This is a genomic window from Lentzea sp. NPDC051213 (genome assembly GCF_044455585.1).
Lineage (GTDB): Bacteria > Actinomycetota > Actinomycetes > Mycobacteriales > Pseudonocardiaceae > Lentzea.
In genome coordinates this window covers 932,428-948,871 of the sequence record NZ_JBITEX010000001.1, presented here as the reverse complement: position 1 = coordinate 948,871, position 16,444 = coordinate 932,428, and the positions used below count along the sequence as shown (strand labels likewise).

Sequence of the window (16,444 nt, the reverse complement as noted above, 5' to 3'; positions counted from 1 at the left end):
TAACTCCGTTCTTGACCATTCGACCCGAGCAGGTACTTTCGGGCACACCGCGAAGTCGAACGGGCACATTTCCTGGTTGACGCTCGCCCTAAAACGTTCTAATCATCGGCCTGGGCCCGAGCGTCACCACGGGATGACGCCTGACATCGTTGTCAGCAAAGGAAGTGCTCCAATGAGGATCTCGTCGGCCAAGAAGGCGGCAACCGCCCTTTCCGTGCTGCTCCTGGCCGGAACGGTGAGCGCCTGCGCGGGCAAGGACAGCGGCGCCGACGACGGCACACCGCTGGAGGTCTGGTCGCGCAGTGCGCCCGATCCCGCGAAGACCTACCAGGAGATCATGACGGCCTTCACCAAGAAGACCGGGATCCAGGTCGACTACAAGGGTGTCATCGAGTTCGACACCCAGCTCCAGGCACGTGCCTCGTCGAAGGACATGCCGGACGTCCTGATCAACGACGCGGGCCAGCTGGGCTACTACCAGTCGCAGGGCTACGTGACGAAGGTGGAGAAGGCCGACATCGCCGGCGGTGACCAGATCTCCGACGAGACCTGGGCGCAGAACCAGGGCCTCGACGGCGCGACCTACGGGGTGCCGTTCTCCCGCCAGGCGTTCGCCACCCTGGTCCGGTCGGATTGGCGGAAGAAGCTCGGGCTGCCGCAACCGAAGACCTGGGACGAGCTCGCCGCGCTCGCGAACGCGTTCGCGACGAAGGATCCAGACGGCAACGGCAAGGCCGACACCTACGGCATGGTGGTTCCCGGCTCGAGCAAGCGCGGCTACATCGGCTGGTGGGCCTCGTCCTACATCTGGCAGGCCGGCGGCGACATCATCACGAAGTCCGGTGACGCCGCCTACCGGTCGGTGATCAACTCCCCGCAGACCAGGACCGCGCTGGAGTGGATCCGCACCCAGTTCTGCACGCCGGGCAACGTGGTCCCGGGTTCCCTGAACATGACCACGAGCGACACTCCGTTCTTCGGCGAGGGCACAGCCGGCATCTACCTGACCCTGCCCCACACCATGGCCGGGTACGACAACCAGCTCGGCAAGGACAAGTACGAGGTCATCCCGATGCCGAAGGGCCCGGCGGGCGCGACGGCGCTGGCCGAGGGCGAGAACATCTACTTCGGCGCGGGCTCGAAGAAGGCCGCCCAGCAGAAGGCGCTGGCCGAGTTCATGATCTCGGCGGAGGCACAGCAGATCGGCCTGGCCGTGAACGGGACCACCCCGGTCGTCCGGCTGCCGGTCAACAAGGCGCTCGACGCCGGCACCGCACGCAACGACCCGCGGTGGAAGGTCTTCCAGGACGCCTACAACGGAGACTCCAAGGCGTTCGTCTGGTCGATCAACTTCCAGCCGATCCGCCAGGCGCTCGGCGAGGGCGTCAACAAGATGATGTCGAGCTGCGACAGCGACCTGAACGCGGGCCTGAAGTCGCTCGACGACGCGATCAACGCCGAGCTCAAGTCCCAGGACCTCGCCAAGTGACGTCCGGGCGACGCGGGTCGTCCCTGCTGCCGTGGGCGTTCCTCGCGCTGCCGCTGTTGTTCGCCGTGACGTTCAAGTTCTTCCCGATGCTGGAAGGCGTCCGGATGAGCCTGTACCGCGTCCAGCCGTTGCTCGGCGACGAATGGGTCGGGCTGGGCAACTACACCAAGGTCCTCACCGACCAGCGGTTCCTCGACGCGCTCGGGCACACCCTCCTGCTGGGCGTCGGCCAGACCGCGGGTGCGCTGGTCGTCGGGTCCGGGCTCGCGCTGCTGCTGGAGGGGCAGGCCCGCTCGCTGTGGGTGCTGCGGACCGCGGTGTTCCTGCCGGTGGTCACCGCGGTCGCCGTGATCGGCGAGGTCTGGCGGATCCTCTACTTCCCCACCGAGACCGGGTTCGTCAACGAGGTCCTCGGCGCGGTCGGGATCGGGCCGTTCGGCTACCTGAGCGATCCGGACTCGTCGCTGTGGTCGGTGATGGCGGTCGGCATCTGGACCGGCGCGCCCTACGACATGGTGATCATCCTCGCGGGGCTGGCCGGGATCGACAGGACGCTCTACGAAGCAGCCACAATGGACGGTGTGAGCCGCTGGCAACGGTTGCGCCACATCGTGCTGCCAGGTTTGCGGCCCGCGCTCACCGTCGTGCTGACGCTGGCGGCGATCAGGGGTCTGCGGATCTTCACCGAGGTCTACGTGCTCACCGGCGGCGGTCCCGCCGGATCGACCGAGGTCTGGATGACCAGGGTCTACTCGCTCGGCTTCGAGCGCAACGACCTGGGCGTCGCCTCGGCCGCGTCGATGCTGCTGCTGTTCGTCACCGTGATCCTCACGCTCGGCGTGCGGCTGGCCACCAAGAGCCGGGAGGCACGATGAGCGACCGGACCACGCGTTTCGACACCGCACTCGCCTGGGCACCGCGGTTCGGTCCGGCGATGGCGCTGCGGCTCGTGTTGTGCGCAGTGGTGTTGTTCGTCTTCGCCGCGCCGTTCCTGATCATCATCTCCGGCGCCTTCAACGCGACGACCGACTCCACGCAGGTGAGCGTCATCCCGTCCGACCCGACGCTGCTCGGGTTCAAGATCGCCACGGACCTGGGGATCTGGGGCTACTTCCTCAACTCGCTGCTGATCGTCGGTGGCGGGCTGCTGTTGCAGGTCGCGATGTCCGTGCTCGCGGCGTACGCGTTGGCACGGCTGCGGTTCCGCGGCCGGACGGCCGTGCTGATGCTCTTCCTGCTGACGATGATGCTGCCGGAGGAGGTGATCGCGATCCCGCTCGCGCAGGTCATCGCGAACCTGCCGCTGCTCGGCGTCAGCCTGAAGGGCAGCGTGTTCGGCGTGATCCTGCCGGTGGCGGTCTGGGGGTTCTCGATCCTGGTCATGGCGGAGTTCATGAAGGAGATCCCGGCGGAGATCGAGGAGGCTGCCCGGATCGACGGAGTCGGCGAGATCAGGATGCTGTGGACGATCGTGCTGCCGTTGTGCAAGCCGGTGCTCGGCGTCATCACCATCTTCGGGTTCATGATGATCTGGAACCAGTACCTGCTGCCGTTGATCGCGGCGAACGAACCCAGCGACTACACCCTGACCGTGGCGCTGTCGTTCCTGCGGTCCGACGGCGACGTCGGACCCGGTGTCCTGCTCGCCGGCGCGTTGATCGCGCTGCTGCCGAGCCTGATCGTCTACCTGGTGATGCAGAAGTCGATGATCCGCGGCATCACCTCCGGCGCGATGAAGGGCTGAGAAAGTTGAAGACCACGCTCGTGCGGACCTATCCCCTGCCCTCGATCTACCCCACGTCGGAGGACTTCACCGTCACCGTCGACGGGCAGCCGGTGCCGGTCACCGCGTTCGCGCCGGAGCCGGGCAGCGGAGTCGAGTACCACTACGCGCACTTCTCCTTTGTCGGCAAGGTGACCGTCGAGATCGACACCAGGAACCGGATCTCCACCTACTCCGTCAGCCCGCTTGCGTTCGAGATCCCGGCCTGGGTGCGCGGGAACAGGCTCACGTTCGAACTCGACCGCAGCCGCTACCTGATCGTGAAGATCGACGATCTGCGGGAGCTCGTGATCCTGGCCGACCCGGAGGAGCGAGCCGCGCCGGCGGCGCAGGGGCCCTGGATCTTCAACGTCGCCGCGGACTTCGGCGCGGACCCGACCGGCACGATCCTGGCCACCGAGGCCGTGCAGGCGGCGATCGACGCGGCGTACACGGCCGGCGGTGGCGTCGTCTACGTGCCGGAGGGCGTGTTCAGCATCGGCAGCATCGTGCTGCGGTCACGGGTGCACCTCTACCTTGCCGGTGGGTCCGTGCTGCGGGCCACGGCCGATCCGGCCGACTACCTGACGAAGTTCCACCACGACAGCCTGGGCATGGACGGCACCTGGTTGATCTCGACCGCGCCGGGGTCCTCCGGCATCACCATCTCCGGCCGCGGCACCATCGACGGCCAGGGCGCCAGGATGCGCAAGGAGAGCCGCTACCTGAACCACCTGCTGGTTCCCGTGGGGACCAGGGGTTTCACCGTCAACGGCGTGATCGGCCGCGACTCCGGCTCGTGGGCCTTCCTGCCGAGCCGCTGCTCCGACGTGACCATCACGCACTACAAGGGGTTCCAGACCCAGCTCCAGTTCGAGAACGACGTCATCGACATCAACGAGTGCCAGGACGTGACGGTCCGGCACACCATCGCGATCTGCGAGGACGACCCGTACTCCACCAAGGCGTGGGCCGAGGACGCCAACATCGCGCTGAGCTGGCCCCGTCCGCGGCAACCGGTCGAGCGGGTGCTCTTCGACGACGTGGTCGCCTGGACCCACTGCGCCGCCTTCAAAGTCGGCAACGGCCACTACTCGCACCAGCGCGACATCACCTACCGCAACGGCTACGTCTACAACGCCACCCGCGCGATCGCCGTCGACCCCTGTTACGGCAGCGAACCCTGCACGGACATCCGCTACGAGGACATCGACATCGAGTCGCTCGACCACGACCGCGGCAACCAGAACTGGCTGCTGATCCACACCCGCGAACGCGGCCTCGGCATCGGGCCGGTGTCCGGCGTGCGGATCAGCCGCGTCAACGTCCGCCGTCAGGGCACGATGAAGCCACTCGTCGCCGCGGGCAACGCCGAGGGCGCCATCAGCGACGTCGTGCTGCGAGACGTCGTCATCGAGGGAAGTCCACTGCGGACGTTCGACCAACTCGGCATCACGCTCGATGCGCACGTCGAAGAACCGGTGGTCCAGTACGGTGACGCCTGATCGGCCACCGTCAAGGTGCCACACCGATGCTCGTGCAGAGCCTGCTGCCCACGGCGGTCGCCAGCTCATCCAATGTGGACAGAGCGTCGCCGGGTCCGCGCGTGCCCACGACGACGCCGACGATCCCCGGCTCTCCTTCCGACACCTGCCCGGCCACGGCCGCGGCGAGGTGTCGCGGTTCGCCGGCCCGGCTGTCGACCACGAGTCGGCGCGGCAGTCCGGCGATGTCGAGTCGTGCCAAGGCATCCGTGGTGGCGCATCGATCGAAACCGTTCCACCGCACGACGAGGTGCGCGTCGTGGTTGACCACGCGGTCGCCGAGTTCTGGTCTCCACCTGGCCGCGGCATACCCGATCGCGCCGATCGTCTCCGCGAGGTCGTGCGGGCAGCGGCTCTCGCAGCCGATCGGCAGTCGCGGCCGCGACGCGGTTCGCCCGCAGGGACTCGACAAGCCGTACGCGAGCGCGTCCAAGGGGATCGGCGCATCGGCCAGGCGCGCGACCAGGGGCAGGCCGACGTGTACAGCGCCGAGCCTGGTGTACAAGGCGATCAGCAACTGGTTGCGGTAACCCGCCGCCAGGCTCGCGAGTTCTTCGGCGTGGTCGAGCGCGGCGTTCATGTCCTGGGCCACGCCAGGATCTATGACCACCAAGAGGCGGTGGTCCTGTCCGTCCAGCACCTGCCGGATCGCGGCGCGTTGACGGTTGACGACGCGGCACTCGATCACGCCCTGCCGGTGGTCCACGAGGTGGAAAGGTAGTGGTCGGCCGATGAAGGAACCTTGAAGATGGCGTCAAGTGATCATTGAGCTCGCATCGCGCCAAGGCGAAGCGTTGACCGGGGCCTCTGGAGCCCGCAGTATGAGAGCGTTCTCACAGCCTGCCCTGTGGAGATGACAACGATGTCGAAGTTGTTGGCTGTCCTGGTATTCCTCCTCCCCCTGCTGCCTGCACCAGCGCATGCCGCGCCGGACAGATGGACGGTCTTCGGTCCGTCATCGGTCACCGCGACGGTCCAGCTGGACAACGGCACACCGACCTTCTCCGCCTCACGCGGCGGCCGGGTCGTGCTCGCGCCCGCGCCGATCGGGATCCGCACGACCGCCGCCGACCTCACGCGAGGGTTGCGCGCGATCGGCCGATCCGACCGCGTGGTCACCGAGAACTACTCGATGACCACGGGCAAACGGCTGCAGCGGTCCGCGGTGATGACCGAGAGCACGTTCACGTTCGAGGGCGCGAACAGCGTGCGGTTCGACGTGGTCGTGCGCGTCGCGCCGGACGGTGTCGCCTTCCGCTACGTGCTGCGCGCTCCGGCGACGGTGACCGGTGAGGCGTCGTCGTTCCGGCTGCCCGCCGACGCACCGGCCTGGCTGTTGCCCTACAACGCCTGGTACGAGGCGAATCGGGTGCGCACAACGGCGGGCGCGGCCAACGGCGAGTTCGGTTACCCGTCGCTGTTCCGCGTCGGCACGGACTACGCACTGCTCACCGAGTCCGATGTAGATGGACGGTACTCGGGCAGCAGGCTGCGGCACTCCACCGGCGACTACCAGGTCGTGCTGGCCGACGCGCAGGTCGGGGCCGTGACCAGGACGTCGTGGCGCACGGCGATCATCGGCGATCTCGCCACCGTCAGCACCTCGACGCTCGTGGACGACCTCGCCACTCCCTCGCGGCTGACGGACACGTCGTGGATCAAGCCCGGCAAGGTCGCGTGGTCGTGGTTGAGCGAGCACTCGAGCCCGAGCGACTTCGAGCGGCAGAAGCAGTACGTCGACTTCGCCGCCCGCAACGGGTGGTCGTACTCGCTGGTCGACGAGGGCTGGAGCTCGGCCTGGGTGCCGGAGCTGATCCGGTACGCCCGCGCGAAGGGCGTGGAGATCCTGCTGTGGGTGCACTGGAACAACCTCGACACGCCGGCCGAACGGGACGCGCTGCTGCCGAGGATCAAGCAGTGGGGCGCCAAGGGCGTGAAGATCGACTTCATGGAGTCCGACTCCCAGGCGCGTTACCAGTGGTACGACGCGGTGCTCGCCAGGACGGCCGAGCTGAAGCTGATGGTCAACTTCCACGGCTCGACGATTCCGCACGGCCTCGCCCGCACGTGGCCGCACGTCATGACCATGGAGGGCGTGCGCGGCGCGGAGAACTCCCCGCCCGCCGCGAACAACCCCGTGCAGTTCTTCACCCGCAACGTCGCCGGGTCGATGGACTACACCCCGGTGTCGCTGGAGGTCGGGCCGAAGCAGGCGTCGATCGGCCACGAGGTCGCGCTGCCGGTGGTCTACGAGTCCGGCTGGACCCACTTCGCCGACAAACCCGAGGCCTATGAACGGCATCCGCAGGCGTTGCGCTATCTGAACCAGGTGCCGACGACGTGGGACGAAACCCGCCTGCTGAGCGGTGATCCCGACGCGCACGCCGTGGTGGCGCGCCGCAGCGGCGACCGGTGGTTCCTCGGTGCGATCGCCACGGGGCAGGCACGCACCATCCAGGTGCCGCTGAGCTTCCTGGGCACCGGTCAGTGGCTCGTCGAGACCGTCCGCGACGATCTCTCGCAGGCACGCGCGGACGTGAAGCGAGACGCCCAGACTCTCTCCACGTCGCAGACGCTGTCGGTGGCCGTGCCGCGCGACGGTGGTTTCGCCGCGATCATCTGCCGGCCCAGGACGACCTGCGACCAGCCGATCCCCAAGGTGCCGGCGACCACCCTCAACGTCACGCCTGCCGGGCTCGACGCGGCGAAGGGCACGTCGTTCGAGGTCAGCGGCACGTTCAGCAGCAGCGCGGACGTCTCCGACGTCGTGCTGACAGTGGCACCGCCCGCGGGCTGGACGGTGACCGGCGCCCCCGTCCGGCGCACGACGCTCCGGGCCGGCGAGACGATCACCGGCCGGTGGCAGGTACGGGTGAGCAGCACCAGCCCCGCCGGAGTCGTGGACGTGCCGGTGTTCGCCGAGTTCCGCGCCCACCAGGTCGTGCACGTCGAACGCGCGGTGCAGGCGTTCGTACCGCCGCCCGTCCCGACCGGCACACCGTTCGCGAGCGACCTGCCGTTCATCAGCGAGACGAACGGCTGGGGGCCGATCGAACGGGACCGGGCCAACGGTGAGACCTCCTCGGGTGACGGCGCGCCGTTGCGCATCGGCGGTGTCGCCTACGCCAAGGGGATCGGGACGCACGCACCCTCGGAGGTCACGATCTACCTCGGCCGCAATTGCCGCGCCTTCACGGCGTCGATCGGCCTGGACGACGAGACGATCGCACCCGGCTCGGTCGTCTTCCAGGTGTTCGGTGACGGCAGGTCGTTGTACGACAGCGGTGTCGTGCGCGGTGGCGAGCCCGCCAGGGCGATCTCCGCGGACACCACGGGCGTGCGCATGCTCAGCCTGCGGGTGACCGACGGTGGCGATGGCCGCAACTACGACCACGCCGACTGGGCGCAGGCAGCCCTGAGGTGCTGAAGTACTGAGCAGTCCTCAGTGGACGTGACAAATCGGACATAGCGGTGGCCGCTGGGGACAACCTCGGCGGCTCCTGCTGGTGTCCGCGTTCTCCGTGTCTGACGATGACCGCCATGCGAGACGAACAGCGAGCACGCACACCGAAGGCGAGACTGGTCGACACGGCCAATCCCTCCGAGACGCTGACCACGGCCACCACCAGCAAGTGGCCGGACGAGCCCGGAGACGAACCGGCCACACGTCCGAGTGATGTCCACTCAGGATCGACGGCCTAGCCGGGATTCAAAGGCAACTTCATCGTTCCTTCACAGCTCACGGCCCGGTGGTCAGGCACAATCCGTGCCGTGACAGCGCGCATCCTGGTGGCCGAGGACGACCCGAAGCAGTCCAAACTGCTCCAGGCGTATCTGGAACGTGAGGGACACAGCGTGCTGGCGACCGACAACGGTCGCGCGGCGCTGGAACTCGCGCGGGCGCGCCGGCCCGACCTCATCGTGCTGGACGTGATGATGCCCGAGGTCGACGGCCTCGACGTGTGCCGCGTGCTGCGCGCGGAGTCGTCCGTGCCGATCCTGCTGCTCACGGCGCGGTCCACCGAGGCGGATCTCCTGCTCGGCCTCGACCTCGGTGCCGACGACTACGTCACCAAGCCCTACAGCCCGCGGGAGCTGACAGCCAGGGTTCGCGTGCTGCTGCGGCGGGCGGGGACGAGCCACACGCCGTCCGGCCCCATCCGCGTGCTCGACGTCGAGATCGACACCGTCCGGTACGAAGCGCGTATCGCCGGGCAGCAGGTCGCGCTGACCGTCAAGGAGTTCGACCTGCTCAGGGTGCTCGCGGCGGCACCGGGCCGGGTGTTCACCAGGGCGCAGCTGATCGAGCAGGTGTTCGGCTTCGACAACCACGTGCAGGAACGCACGGTCGACGCGCACATCATGAACCTGCGGCGCAAGATCGAACCGGATCCCGCCCGGCCGGGCTACGTGCTCACCGTGCCCGGTCGCGGCTACCGGTTCGCCGAGCCCGAGCCCGGAACGTGACCAGGACGAGCTTTCGCGCACGGGTGTTCCTGCTCGTGATCGTGGTCGCCGCGGTGGCGGCGGGCGCCACGGCGTGGCTGACCGTCTGGCAGGCCTCCCAGCAGCTCACGCGGGCGAGCACGATCGCGCACAAGGACGTCGACCGCGTCGTCTCCGAGATCACCACCTTCGGGTTGTTGCAGGGAAGCTGGCACAACGCGGACACATTGGTCCGTGAGCAGGCGGCACGCATCGGCGAGCGCGTGCGGCTGATGACGACCGACGGCGAGCAGCTCGCGGACAGCGACCCGTCAGCCAGCGCCACACCGCCCCATCAGACCGTCACGATCGACACGCACCGGGCTCCCCCGCTCACCGGCTTTCATCCCGAGAACCGCTCACTCGCCGCTGCCTACGCACTGAGCCGCTACAGGTCCATTTTGGACTACGCGAGGTGCTGGCAGCGGCACGGGTTCGAGGTCGTGGCGGTGCCAGACCCCGATGGCTCCTACGACTTCGTCCAGCCACCGCAGGTGAGCACCGGGGAGGCGTGCACGACGGAGGCGTTGATCACGCCCACGGACTTCGAAGAAGTGTTCGCCACCGCGTGTGGACCCGATCAAGAGATCGCGTGCCTGCGCGACGCGTACGTCGAGCAGGTCTCCACGATCACGCCGCCGCCCGTACTCGTCCTGATCGGAGCGCTCGACCAGCCGAAACCCGCCGAGATCCCGCTCAGGCCCGCGCTGGCCGCCGCCGCGTTCGTCGCGTTGATCGTCATGGCGGTCTCGTTGCTGATCAGCCGGCGGGTGCTGCGGCCCATCGGCGCACTCGCGTCGGCGTCCCGCCGGCTCGGCGAAGGCGATCTGACCGAACGCGTGCCGGAACGGGGCCGCGACGAGCTCACCCAGCTCACCCGGTCGTTCAACCGCATGGCGGAGTCCTTGCAGCGCAGCAAGGACCAGCAGCACAACATGATCGCCGACATCGCCCACGAACTGCGCACACCACTCGCGAACATCCGCGGTTACCTGGAGGCGTTCAAGGACGGCGTGTTCCCGCCCGATCCGGAGTCCCTCGCGTCCCTGTACGAGGAGGCCATGCTGCAGCAACGCCTCCTCGACGACCTGCAGGAGCTCGCGCTCGCCGAGTCGGGCTCGCTCGTCTACCACCCGAGCCGCACCGATCTGACCGAACTCCTGCAGGCCTGCCGCACCGCGCACGCGTCCTCGGCGGCCGTGCGCGAGGTCGTGATCGATGTGAGCGCTCCCAGCACGGTCGTCGCGGTCATCGACCCCGAACGGATCCGGCAGGTGCTCGGCAACCTCGTCACCAACGCGCTGCGTGCCACCCCGGTGGGCGGCCGGATCACGCTGAGCCTGCGCGCGGAGCGCGGGTTCGCGGTGATCGAGGTGGCCGACACCGGCAGCGGCATCGCGGCAGACGACCTGCCGCACGTCTTCGACCGGTTCTGGCGCGCCGACACCGCACGTGGCCGGGAAACCGGGGGCCGGGGTCTCGGCCTGGCGATCGCGCGCGAGATCATCGCCGCCCACCGGGGCACGATCAGCGTGACCAGCACCCCGGGGACCGGCACGGTGTTCACCGTACGCCTGCCCCTGGATCAGTCCACTTCGGACGACGCCGCGCGTGCCGTTGTCAGATGACGCCGGCGCGCAGTGCGTACGCCACCGCGTGCGGCCGGTTGCGGAGCTTCAGCCGCTGCAGGAGAACCGTGATCACGTTCTTCACCGTGCGCTCGGAGTAGCAGAGCTCGGCCGCGACCTCCGCCGTCCCCCGCCCGTCTGCTATCAGGCGCAGGACGTCCACCTCGCGGGTGCTCATCCCGGCCGCGTTCATCGCCTTGCGGGCGGGCTGGTCGTACTGGAGGCGCTCCACGTGCAGCAGCACCTCGCCGAGCATCGCCGCGGGCAGCACGCCGCCACCAGCGGCGGCCGTGCGGATCGTGTCCAGCAGGACGTCGACCGTCGCGACCGCCCTCGGCAGGACCGCGACCACGCTGGACTCGATGGCGGCCAGCAGCTGAGCCTCGTGCAGCCGCTGCACCACCAGGACCACCGGCACCCGCTTGGTCACCGCGGCGCGGCGCAGCAGGGACAGCAGGTCCGGGGTCACCGCGTCGGCCACGACCACCCGCACGTCGGCGTCCTCCTGCACGATCTCGATGCCGTCGAGGGCGCCAAGCAGGCTGGTCAGGCCGGCGTAGGTGAGCGGATCCGCTGCGTGCAACACGACGTGAAGTGCCGCTGAAGCGTTTTCCCCGATCGGACTCACCACCGCTGATCCCTTGTTCCGGAATTTCACGCTGAAGCTAGAAGCAGGCCTGTGAAGGAACGACGAAGAAGCCGTGCGAAACCCGTGGAACCGAAACCGGCCGTCGATTCGAGAATCGGTCGGCGATGCGGCAAGATGCGCGCGGTGCAGCGACGTGCCTCGCCCCTGGTCGGCTTTCGCGCCAGGGTGTTCCTGCTCGTGGTCGCGGTCGCGGCGACCACGGCGGTCGCGACCGCGTTCCTCATCGTGGTGCTGGCGACCAGCGCGGCCACCAGCCCCACCGCCCCGTTGCTGACCTCAGAGGACCTCGATCGGGTCACGCAGAAGGTCACCGTGCACGGCATGGTGCACCGGAACTGGGACGACACGGCCGGCCTCGTCCAGGAGCTGGCGGCCGAGACCGGCCAGCGGATCCGTCTCCAGTCGGCCGACCGGACGCTCGGGGACAGCGAGCCCACCGCTGGTGACGTCCCGGCCCAGCAGACCGCGGTGATCGAGACCCGCCCGGCCCTGCGGCTCGAGGGCATCCCCCAGAGCCAGTACCCCGGCGCGGCGGTCGAGGCGCTGTGGGCCTACCGCGACAACCTGCGGCTCGCGGGCTGCTGGCAGAGCCGCGGCGCCACGCTGAACGTCACCACCACACCCCTCGGCATCCGGCTGTTGTCCCCCACCCCGCAGCCCGCGGACACCTGCGTCGCAGAGGCGTTGGACGGCCGAGTCCTGGCCGACGAGGTCAACGGGATCGCGCAGCTCTGCGCCACCGCGACGGACAGCGGCTGCGTGCAGAACGCCTTCACCCAGCGGTTCATCGCCCTCACGCCACCTCCGGCCGTCCTGCTCGTCGGCATCGCCGCGGAGCCCGCGCCACCCGCGGGAGTGGAGCTGACACCCGCACTGATCGCCGCCGGGGTGGTCGCGCTCATCGTCGTGGCGGCGTCGCTGCTGATCAGCCGCCGGGTGCTGCGTCCCATCCGCGCACTCGCCACCGCGTCACAGCAACTCGGCCGCGGCGATCTCTCCGGTCGCGTGCCGGAGCGGGGCCGCGACGAGCTGACCGACCTCAGCCGCACGTTCAACCGCATGGCGGAGTCGTTGCAGCGCAGCAAGGAGCAGCAGCACAACCTCATCGCGGACATCACCCACGAGCTGCGCACCCCGACCACCACCATCCGCGGCTACCTGGAAGCGCTGCAGGACGGTGTGTTCCCGCCGGACCAGGAGCTGTTCCGCTCGCTGTGCGAGGAGGCGGTGCTGCAGGAACGCCTGATCAACGACCTGCAGGACCTCGCGCTGGCCGAGGCGGGCGACCTGGTCTACCACCACGACGTCGCCGACCTCACCGACCTCCTGCGGGCCGTCCGCACCGCCCACAGCTCCGCGGCCGCCGAGCGCGAGGTCAGCCTGGAACTCGACGCCCCGGCCCCGGTGCCCGCCGTAGTCGACGCCGACCGCCTCAGGCAGGTGATCACCAACCTGATGACGAACGCCCTGCGCGCCACCCCGGCCGGTGGCGTGATCACCCTGCGTGCCTACACGGCAGGCGGCGCCGTCATCGAGGTCTCCGACACCGGCTGCGGCATCGCGGGCGACGACCTGGAGCACGTCTTCGACCGGTTCTGGCGCGCCGACGGCGCTCGCGGCCGGCACACCGGCGGGCGCGGCCTCGGGCTCGCCATCGCACGCGAGATCATCGCCGCGCACCACGGCACCATCACGGTCGCCAGCACCGTCGGCGCCGGCACCACGTTCACCGTGAAGCTGCCGCTCGAACAGCCCTCCTGATCGCCTCGGCGCATTCTTCTCGTATAGCCGATCGCCCCTTCATCGCACCTTCACTCCGATCGCCACGAAATTGGGCAGCATGCGATCAAGCCCCATTTCACGGAATCGAGAGGACAACGATGAACAGGACGGCAACGCTGTCGTCGGCCGGAGCCGCACTCGTGCTCACCGGAGCCGCACTGCTCGCCGGCCCGGCGTTCTCGGCGGACGACCCGGCCTCGAACGCGAGCCCGCGGACCGTCACGTCGAGCTCCACCCCGGTGCCCGCCGACGTACCGCCCGTGCCCGCGACAGTCGGGCACGCCGCCGAGCTCACCCAGCAGCTCGCCAAGGTGAAGGACGTTCTCGCCGCCTACCAGCTCACACCCGCCGTGATGACCGGCAAGGAAGGGCGGCAGGCGGGACCGCTGGAGTTCTACCCCATCGGAGAGAACAGCGCCGAGGGCTACAAGGCGACCACCGTCCTCGCCGACGGCGCGGGACGGGCCACGCTGTCGGTGTACGTGCGGTCCGCCACCAAGCCGATCGAGTGCACGCCGGCGAACAACTGCGTCATGGGAACTCCGGTGCCCCACGGGGACGGAGCCACGTCCTCCGACTCGACCGTGCGTGCTGCTGACGGAACCGAGGTCCTGGTGACGCGCGGCGTCAGCGCGAACGGCAAGGTCACGTTGCTGGCCGCCCAGGCGAAGCTCGCCGACGGCACGGTCGTGACGGCCAACGTGCGGGCCGAGGTCGATGCGGCCACCGGCAGTGTGACTACGCGGGACAGCGTTCCGCTCAGCGAGCAGCAGCTCGTGGACGTGGTGGTGCGGCCGGGATTCCGCCACTGACACACCCCTGAGCGACTGGGCACCAGCGGGTTCAGCGACTGCTGCTGAGTCTTCGAGGTGCAAGGCGTGCTGTGTCGCGGACACGTCGTGACCAGGCGAGCAGGGAGCAACCATGACGACCGCCGGCGAACAGGTCCACGAGTTCCCCATGGCCCGCACGTGCCCGTTCGCGCCGCCCGCCTCCTACGCCGAGATCAGGGAGCAACGTCCGATCGCCCCGGTGCGGTTGCCGGGCGGCGGGCAGGCGTGGGTGGTGAGCCGGCACGAGGACGTGCGGGTGGTGCTCAGCGATCCGCGGTTCAGCGCCGACCGGCGGCAGCCGGGGTTCCCGCACCTGATGCCGGGAGGCCAGGTGCTGCCGGAGGAGGACGCGGAGCCGTCGATGGTCTCGATGGACGGGGCCGAGCACGGGCAGGCACGCAGGTCGGTGCTGAGCGAGTTCGGCTTCCGCCGGATGGAGGCGTTGCGGCCGTCGATCCAGGAGATCGTGGACGCCCGGATCGACGCGCTGCTCGCCGGGCCACGGCCCGGCGACCTCGTCGAGACGGTGTCGGTTCCGGTGGCGTCACTGGTGATCTGCGAGATTCTCGGGGTCCCGTACGCCGACCGCGACGTCTTCCAGGCGGACCCCGGGAAACTCGCCCGGATGTCCACTCCGCTGGAGGAACGGCGCGCGGCGAACGAGGCGGTCTGCGCGTACCTGAGCGGTCTCATCGCGGACAAGGAGGCGAACCCACCGGATGATCTGCTCGGGCGGCAGATCATCCGGCTGCGGGACGAGGGAACCTATCGGCGGGAAGCACTTGCCGCGCTTGCTGTTCTGCTGCTCTTCGCGGGATACGGGACGACCGCGAACATGATCTCGCTGGGCGCGCTCGCCCTGCTGCGCAACCCGGAGCAGCTCGCCGCGCTGGCGGCCGATCCGAGCCGCACGCCCGGTGCCGTCGAAGAACTGTTGCGGTACTTCACGATCAGCGACCTGTCGATCCAGCGGTTGTGCGTCGAGGACGTCACCCTCGGCGGGCAGCTGATCCGGGCCGGGGAGGGCGTGCTTCCGCTGACCTATGCGGCCAACCGCGATCCACGTGTCTTCGACGACCCGGACGCGTTGGACATCGGCCGCGGCAAGCTCACCCACCTCGCGTTCGGCTACGGGCCGCACCAGTGCCTCGGCTCCAGCCTGGCCCGGCTGGAACTGCAGGTCGTGTTCGACACGCTGTTCCGCCGGGTTCCCGGGCTCGCGCTCGCCTGTGCTGTCGACGAGTTGCCGTTCAAGGACGGCGGGATGGTGTACGGCCTGCACCGGCTGCCGGTCACCTGGTGACGGTCAGTCCCACTTCGCCAGGAACGACGCGATCGTGCGCATGTAGTCCTGCCGGTCCTCCCACATCGACATGTGCGCACTGTTGGGGAATTCGGCCCTCTCGGCGCGGGGAAGGTGCTGCTGCAACGTGTCCGTGCAGTCCACAGTGAACTCGTCGTAGCGGCCGCGGGTCAACAGCACCGGGTTGCGGATCTGACACACCTGCGCCGTGCGGTCCCACGACTTCAGGTTCCCGGTCATCACGAACTCGTTGGGCCCGTTCATCGTGGCGTACACCTGGTTGCCCTCGACGTTGGCGGCACTGCGCAACAGCGCCTCCGGGTACGGGTCCAACCGGCAGAAGTAGTTCATGTAGAACACTCCCACCGCCTCCAGGTACTCCGGCGCCGTGTACTCGCCCCGCGCCTCGTAGTAGTCCAGGACGCGCTGCACCTCGGCCGGCAGCAGCGAGCGCAGCTGCCGGGTGCCCGCGACGAACTGCGGTGCGCCGGCCGAGGTGCTGGCCAGCACGACGGCGCTCGCCGCACGCGGGTGGCGCAGCAGGTACTCGATCGCGAGCCAGCCGCCCCACGAGTGCCCGTACAGGTGGAAGTTCCGCAAGCCGAGAGCGCGCCGGACCGTCTCGACCTCGGTGACGAACCGGTCGACCCGCCACAACGAGGGGTTGTCGGGCTTGTCCGAACGGCCGCAGCCCAGCTGGTCGAAGAACACCACGGGTCGGTCGGCGGCCAGGTCGCCCAGGGACTCGAGGTAGTCGTGCCCGGCACCCGGTCCGCCGTGCAGCACCAGCAACGGGGTCCGGCTGCCGCCACCGACGACGTTGGTCCAGACCCGGCCGCCGGGGACGTCGACGAACCGCTCACCGGGCCGCAACACGGGTCCGGCCGACGCTGTCGCGGGCAGGAGCAAGGGACTCAAGCCGGCGACCGCCTTCAGCACACTACGACGGTTGATCATCGTGACAGAACC

At 69.0% G+C, this 16,444-nt stretch carries 13 protein-coding genes; 10 read left to right on the top strand and 3 right to left on the bottom strand.

Annotated elements, in window-relative coordinates; genetic code table 11:
• Window positions 1-172 precede the first annotated feature (172 nt).
• Genes ACIA8G_RS04185 through ACIA8G_RS04170 form a run of 4 tightly spaced genes read left to right on the top strand, consistent with a single transcriptional unit; the run spans window position 173 to window position 4,756 of the window.
• Window positions 173-1,489, top strand: a complete 1,317-nt coding sequence (locus ACIA8G_RS04185) for an ABC transporter substrate-binding protein (RefSeq protein WP_396416783.1) — start codon at window positions 173-175, stop codon at window positions 1,487-1,489.
• Window positions 1,486-2,364: a carbohydrate ABC transporter permease gene (locus ACIA8G_RS04180; RefSeq protein ID WP_396416782.1), complete on the top strand. Its 879-nt coding sequence runs from the start codon at window positions 1,486-1,488 to the stop codon at window positions 2,362-2,364. Before ACIA8G_RS04185 ends, ACIA8G_RS04180 begins: the two co-directional genes overlap by 4 nt.
• Window positions 2,361-3,233 carry a carbohydrate ABC transporter permease gene (locus tag ACIA8G_RS04175; RefSeq protein ID WP_396416781.1) on the top strand — a complete coding sequence of 291 codons (873 nt, stop codon included), beginning with the start codon at window positions 2,361-2,363 and terminating at the stop codon, window positions 3,231-3,233. Before ACIA8G_RS04180 ends, ACIA8G_RS04175 begins: the two co-directional genes overlap by 4 nt.
• A 5-nt stretch (window positions 3,234-3,238) precedes the next feature.
• On the top strand, window positions 3,239-4,756 hold the full coding sequence (locus ACIA8G_RS04170; protein ID WP_396416780.1) for a glycosyl hydrolase family 28-related protein: 1,518 nt from the start codon (window positions 3,239-3,241) through the stop codon (window positions 4,754-4,756).
• 10 nt (window positions 4,757-4,766) lie between these two features.
• Here ACIA8G_RS04170 and ACIA8G_RS04165 read toward each other — a convergent pair whose 3' ends face one another.
• Window positions 4,767-5,501, bottom strand: coding sequence for a hypothetical protein (locus ACIA8G_RS04165; protein WP_396416779.1), 735 nt, complete (start codon window positions 5,499-5,501; stop codon window positions 4,767-4,769).
• A 156-nt stretch (window positions 5,502-5,657) separates the two neighbouring features.
• Here ACIA8G_RS04165 and ACIA8G_RS04160 point away from each other — a divergent pair, with 156 nt between their 5' ends.
• The 3 genes from ACIA8G_RS04160 to ACIA8G_RS04150 all read left to right on the top strand — a co-directional run bounded on the left by ACIA8G_RS04160 (window position 5,658) and on the right by ACIA8G_RS04150 (window position 10,908).
• Entirely contained in the window at window positions 5,658-8,222 is a 2,565-nt protein-coding gene (locus tag ACIA8G_RS04160) for a glycoside hydrolase family 97 catalytic domain-containing protein (protein ID WP_396416778.1), read from the top strand.
• 344 nt (window positions 8,223-8,566) lie between these two features.
• Window positions 8,567-9,262 carry a response regulator transcription factor gene (locus ACIA8G_RS04155; protein WP_396416777.1) on the top strand — a complete coding sequence of 232 codons (696 nt, stop codon included), beginning with the start codon at window positions 8,567-8,569 and terminating at the stop codon, window positions 9,260-9,262.
• On the top strand, window positions 9,259-10,908 hold the full coding sequence (locus ACIA8G_RS04150; protein ID WP_396416776.1) for a sensor histidine kinase: 1,650 nt from the start codon (window positions 9,259-9,261) through the stop codon (window positions 10,906-10,908). Before ACIA8G_RS04155 ends, ACIA8G_RS04150 begins: the two co-directional genes overlap by 4 nt.
• On the opposite strand, the gene ACIA8G_RS04145 is transcribed toward ACIA8G_RS04150, so the two are convergent.
• A complete protein-coding gene (locus ACIA8G_RS04145) occupies window positions 10,901-11,494 on the bottom strand; it encodes a LuxR C-terminal-related transcriptional regulator (protein ID WP_396416775.1) in 594 nt (197 codons plus the stop codon). The genes ACIA8G_RS04150 and ACIA8G_RS04145 overlap by 8 nt on opposite strands.
• A gap of 186 nt (window positions 11,495-11,680) precedes the next feature.
• Between ACIA8G_RS04145 and ACIA8G_RS04140 the strand changes: the two genes are divergently transcribed.
• From ACIA8G_RS04140 to ACIA8G_RS04130, 3 genes are all read left to right on the top strand, one after another.
• The gene (locus ACIA8G_RS04140) at window positions 11,681-13,318 is read left to right on the top strand and encodes a sensor histidine kinase (protein ID WP_396416774.1); all 1,638 of its coding nucleotides are present in this window, start codon (window positions 11,681-11,683) and stop codon (window positions 13,316-13,318) included.
• A 119-nt stretch (window positions 13,319-13,437) separates the two neighbouring features.
• Window positions 13,438-14,151 (top strand): hypothetical protein, encoded by a 714-nt coding sequence (locus tag ACIA8G_RS04135; RefSeq protein WP_396416773.1) that lies wholly within the window; start codon window positions 13,438-13,440, stop codon window positions 14,149-14,151.
• A gap of 112 nt (window positions 14,152-14,263) precedes the next feature.
• Window positions 14,264-15,475 (top strand): cytochrome P450, encoded by a 1,212-nt coding sequence (locus tag ACIA8G_RS04130; protein ID WP_396416772.1) that lies wholly within the window; start codon window positions 14,264-14,266, stop codon window positions 15,473-15,475.
• A 3-nt stretch (window positions 15,476-15,478) separates the two neighbouring features.
• Here the strand turns inward: ACIA8G_RS04130 and ACIA8G_RS04125 are convergent, their stop codons facing one another.
• Complete coding sequence (locus tag ACIA8G_RS04125; protein ID WP_396416771.1) at window positions 15,479-16,432, bottom strand: proline iminopeptidase-family hydrolase; 954 nt, start codon at window positions 16,430-16,432, stop codon at window positions 15,479-15,481.
• Window positions 16,433-16,444: the final 12 nt, after the last annotated feature.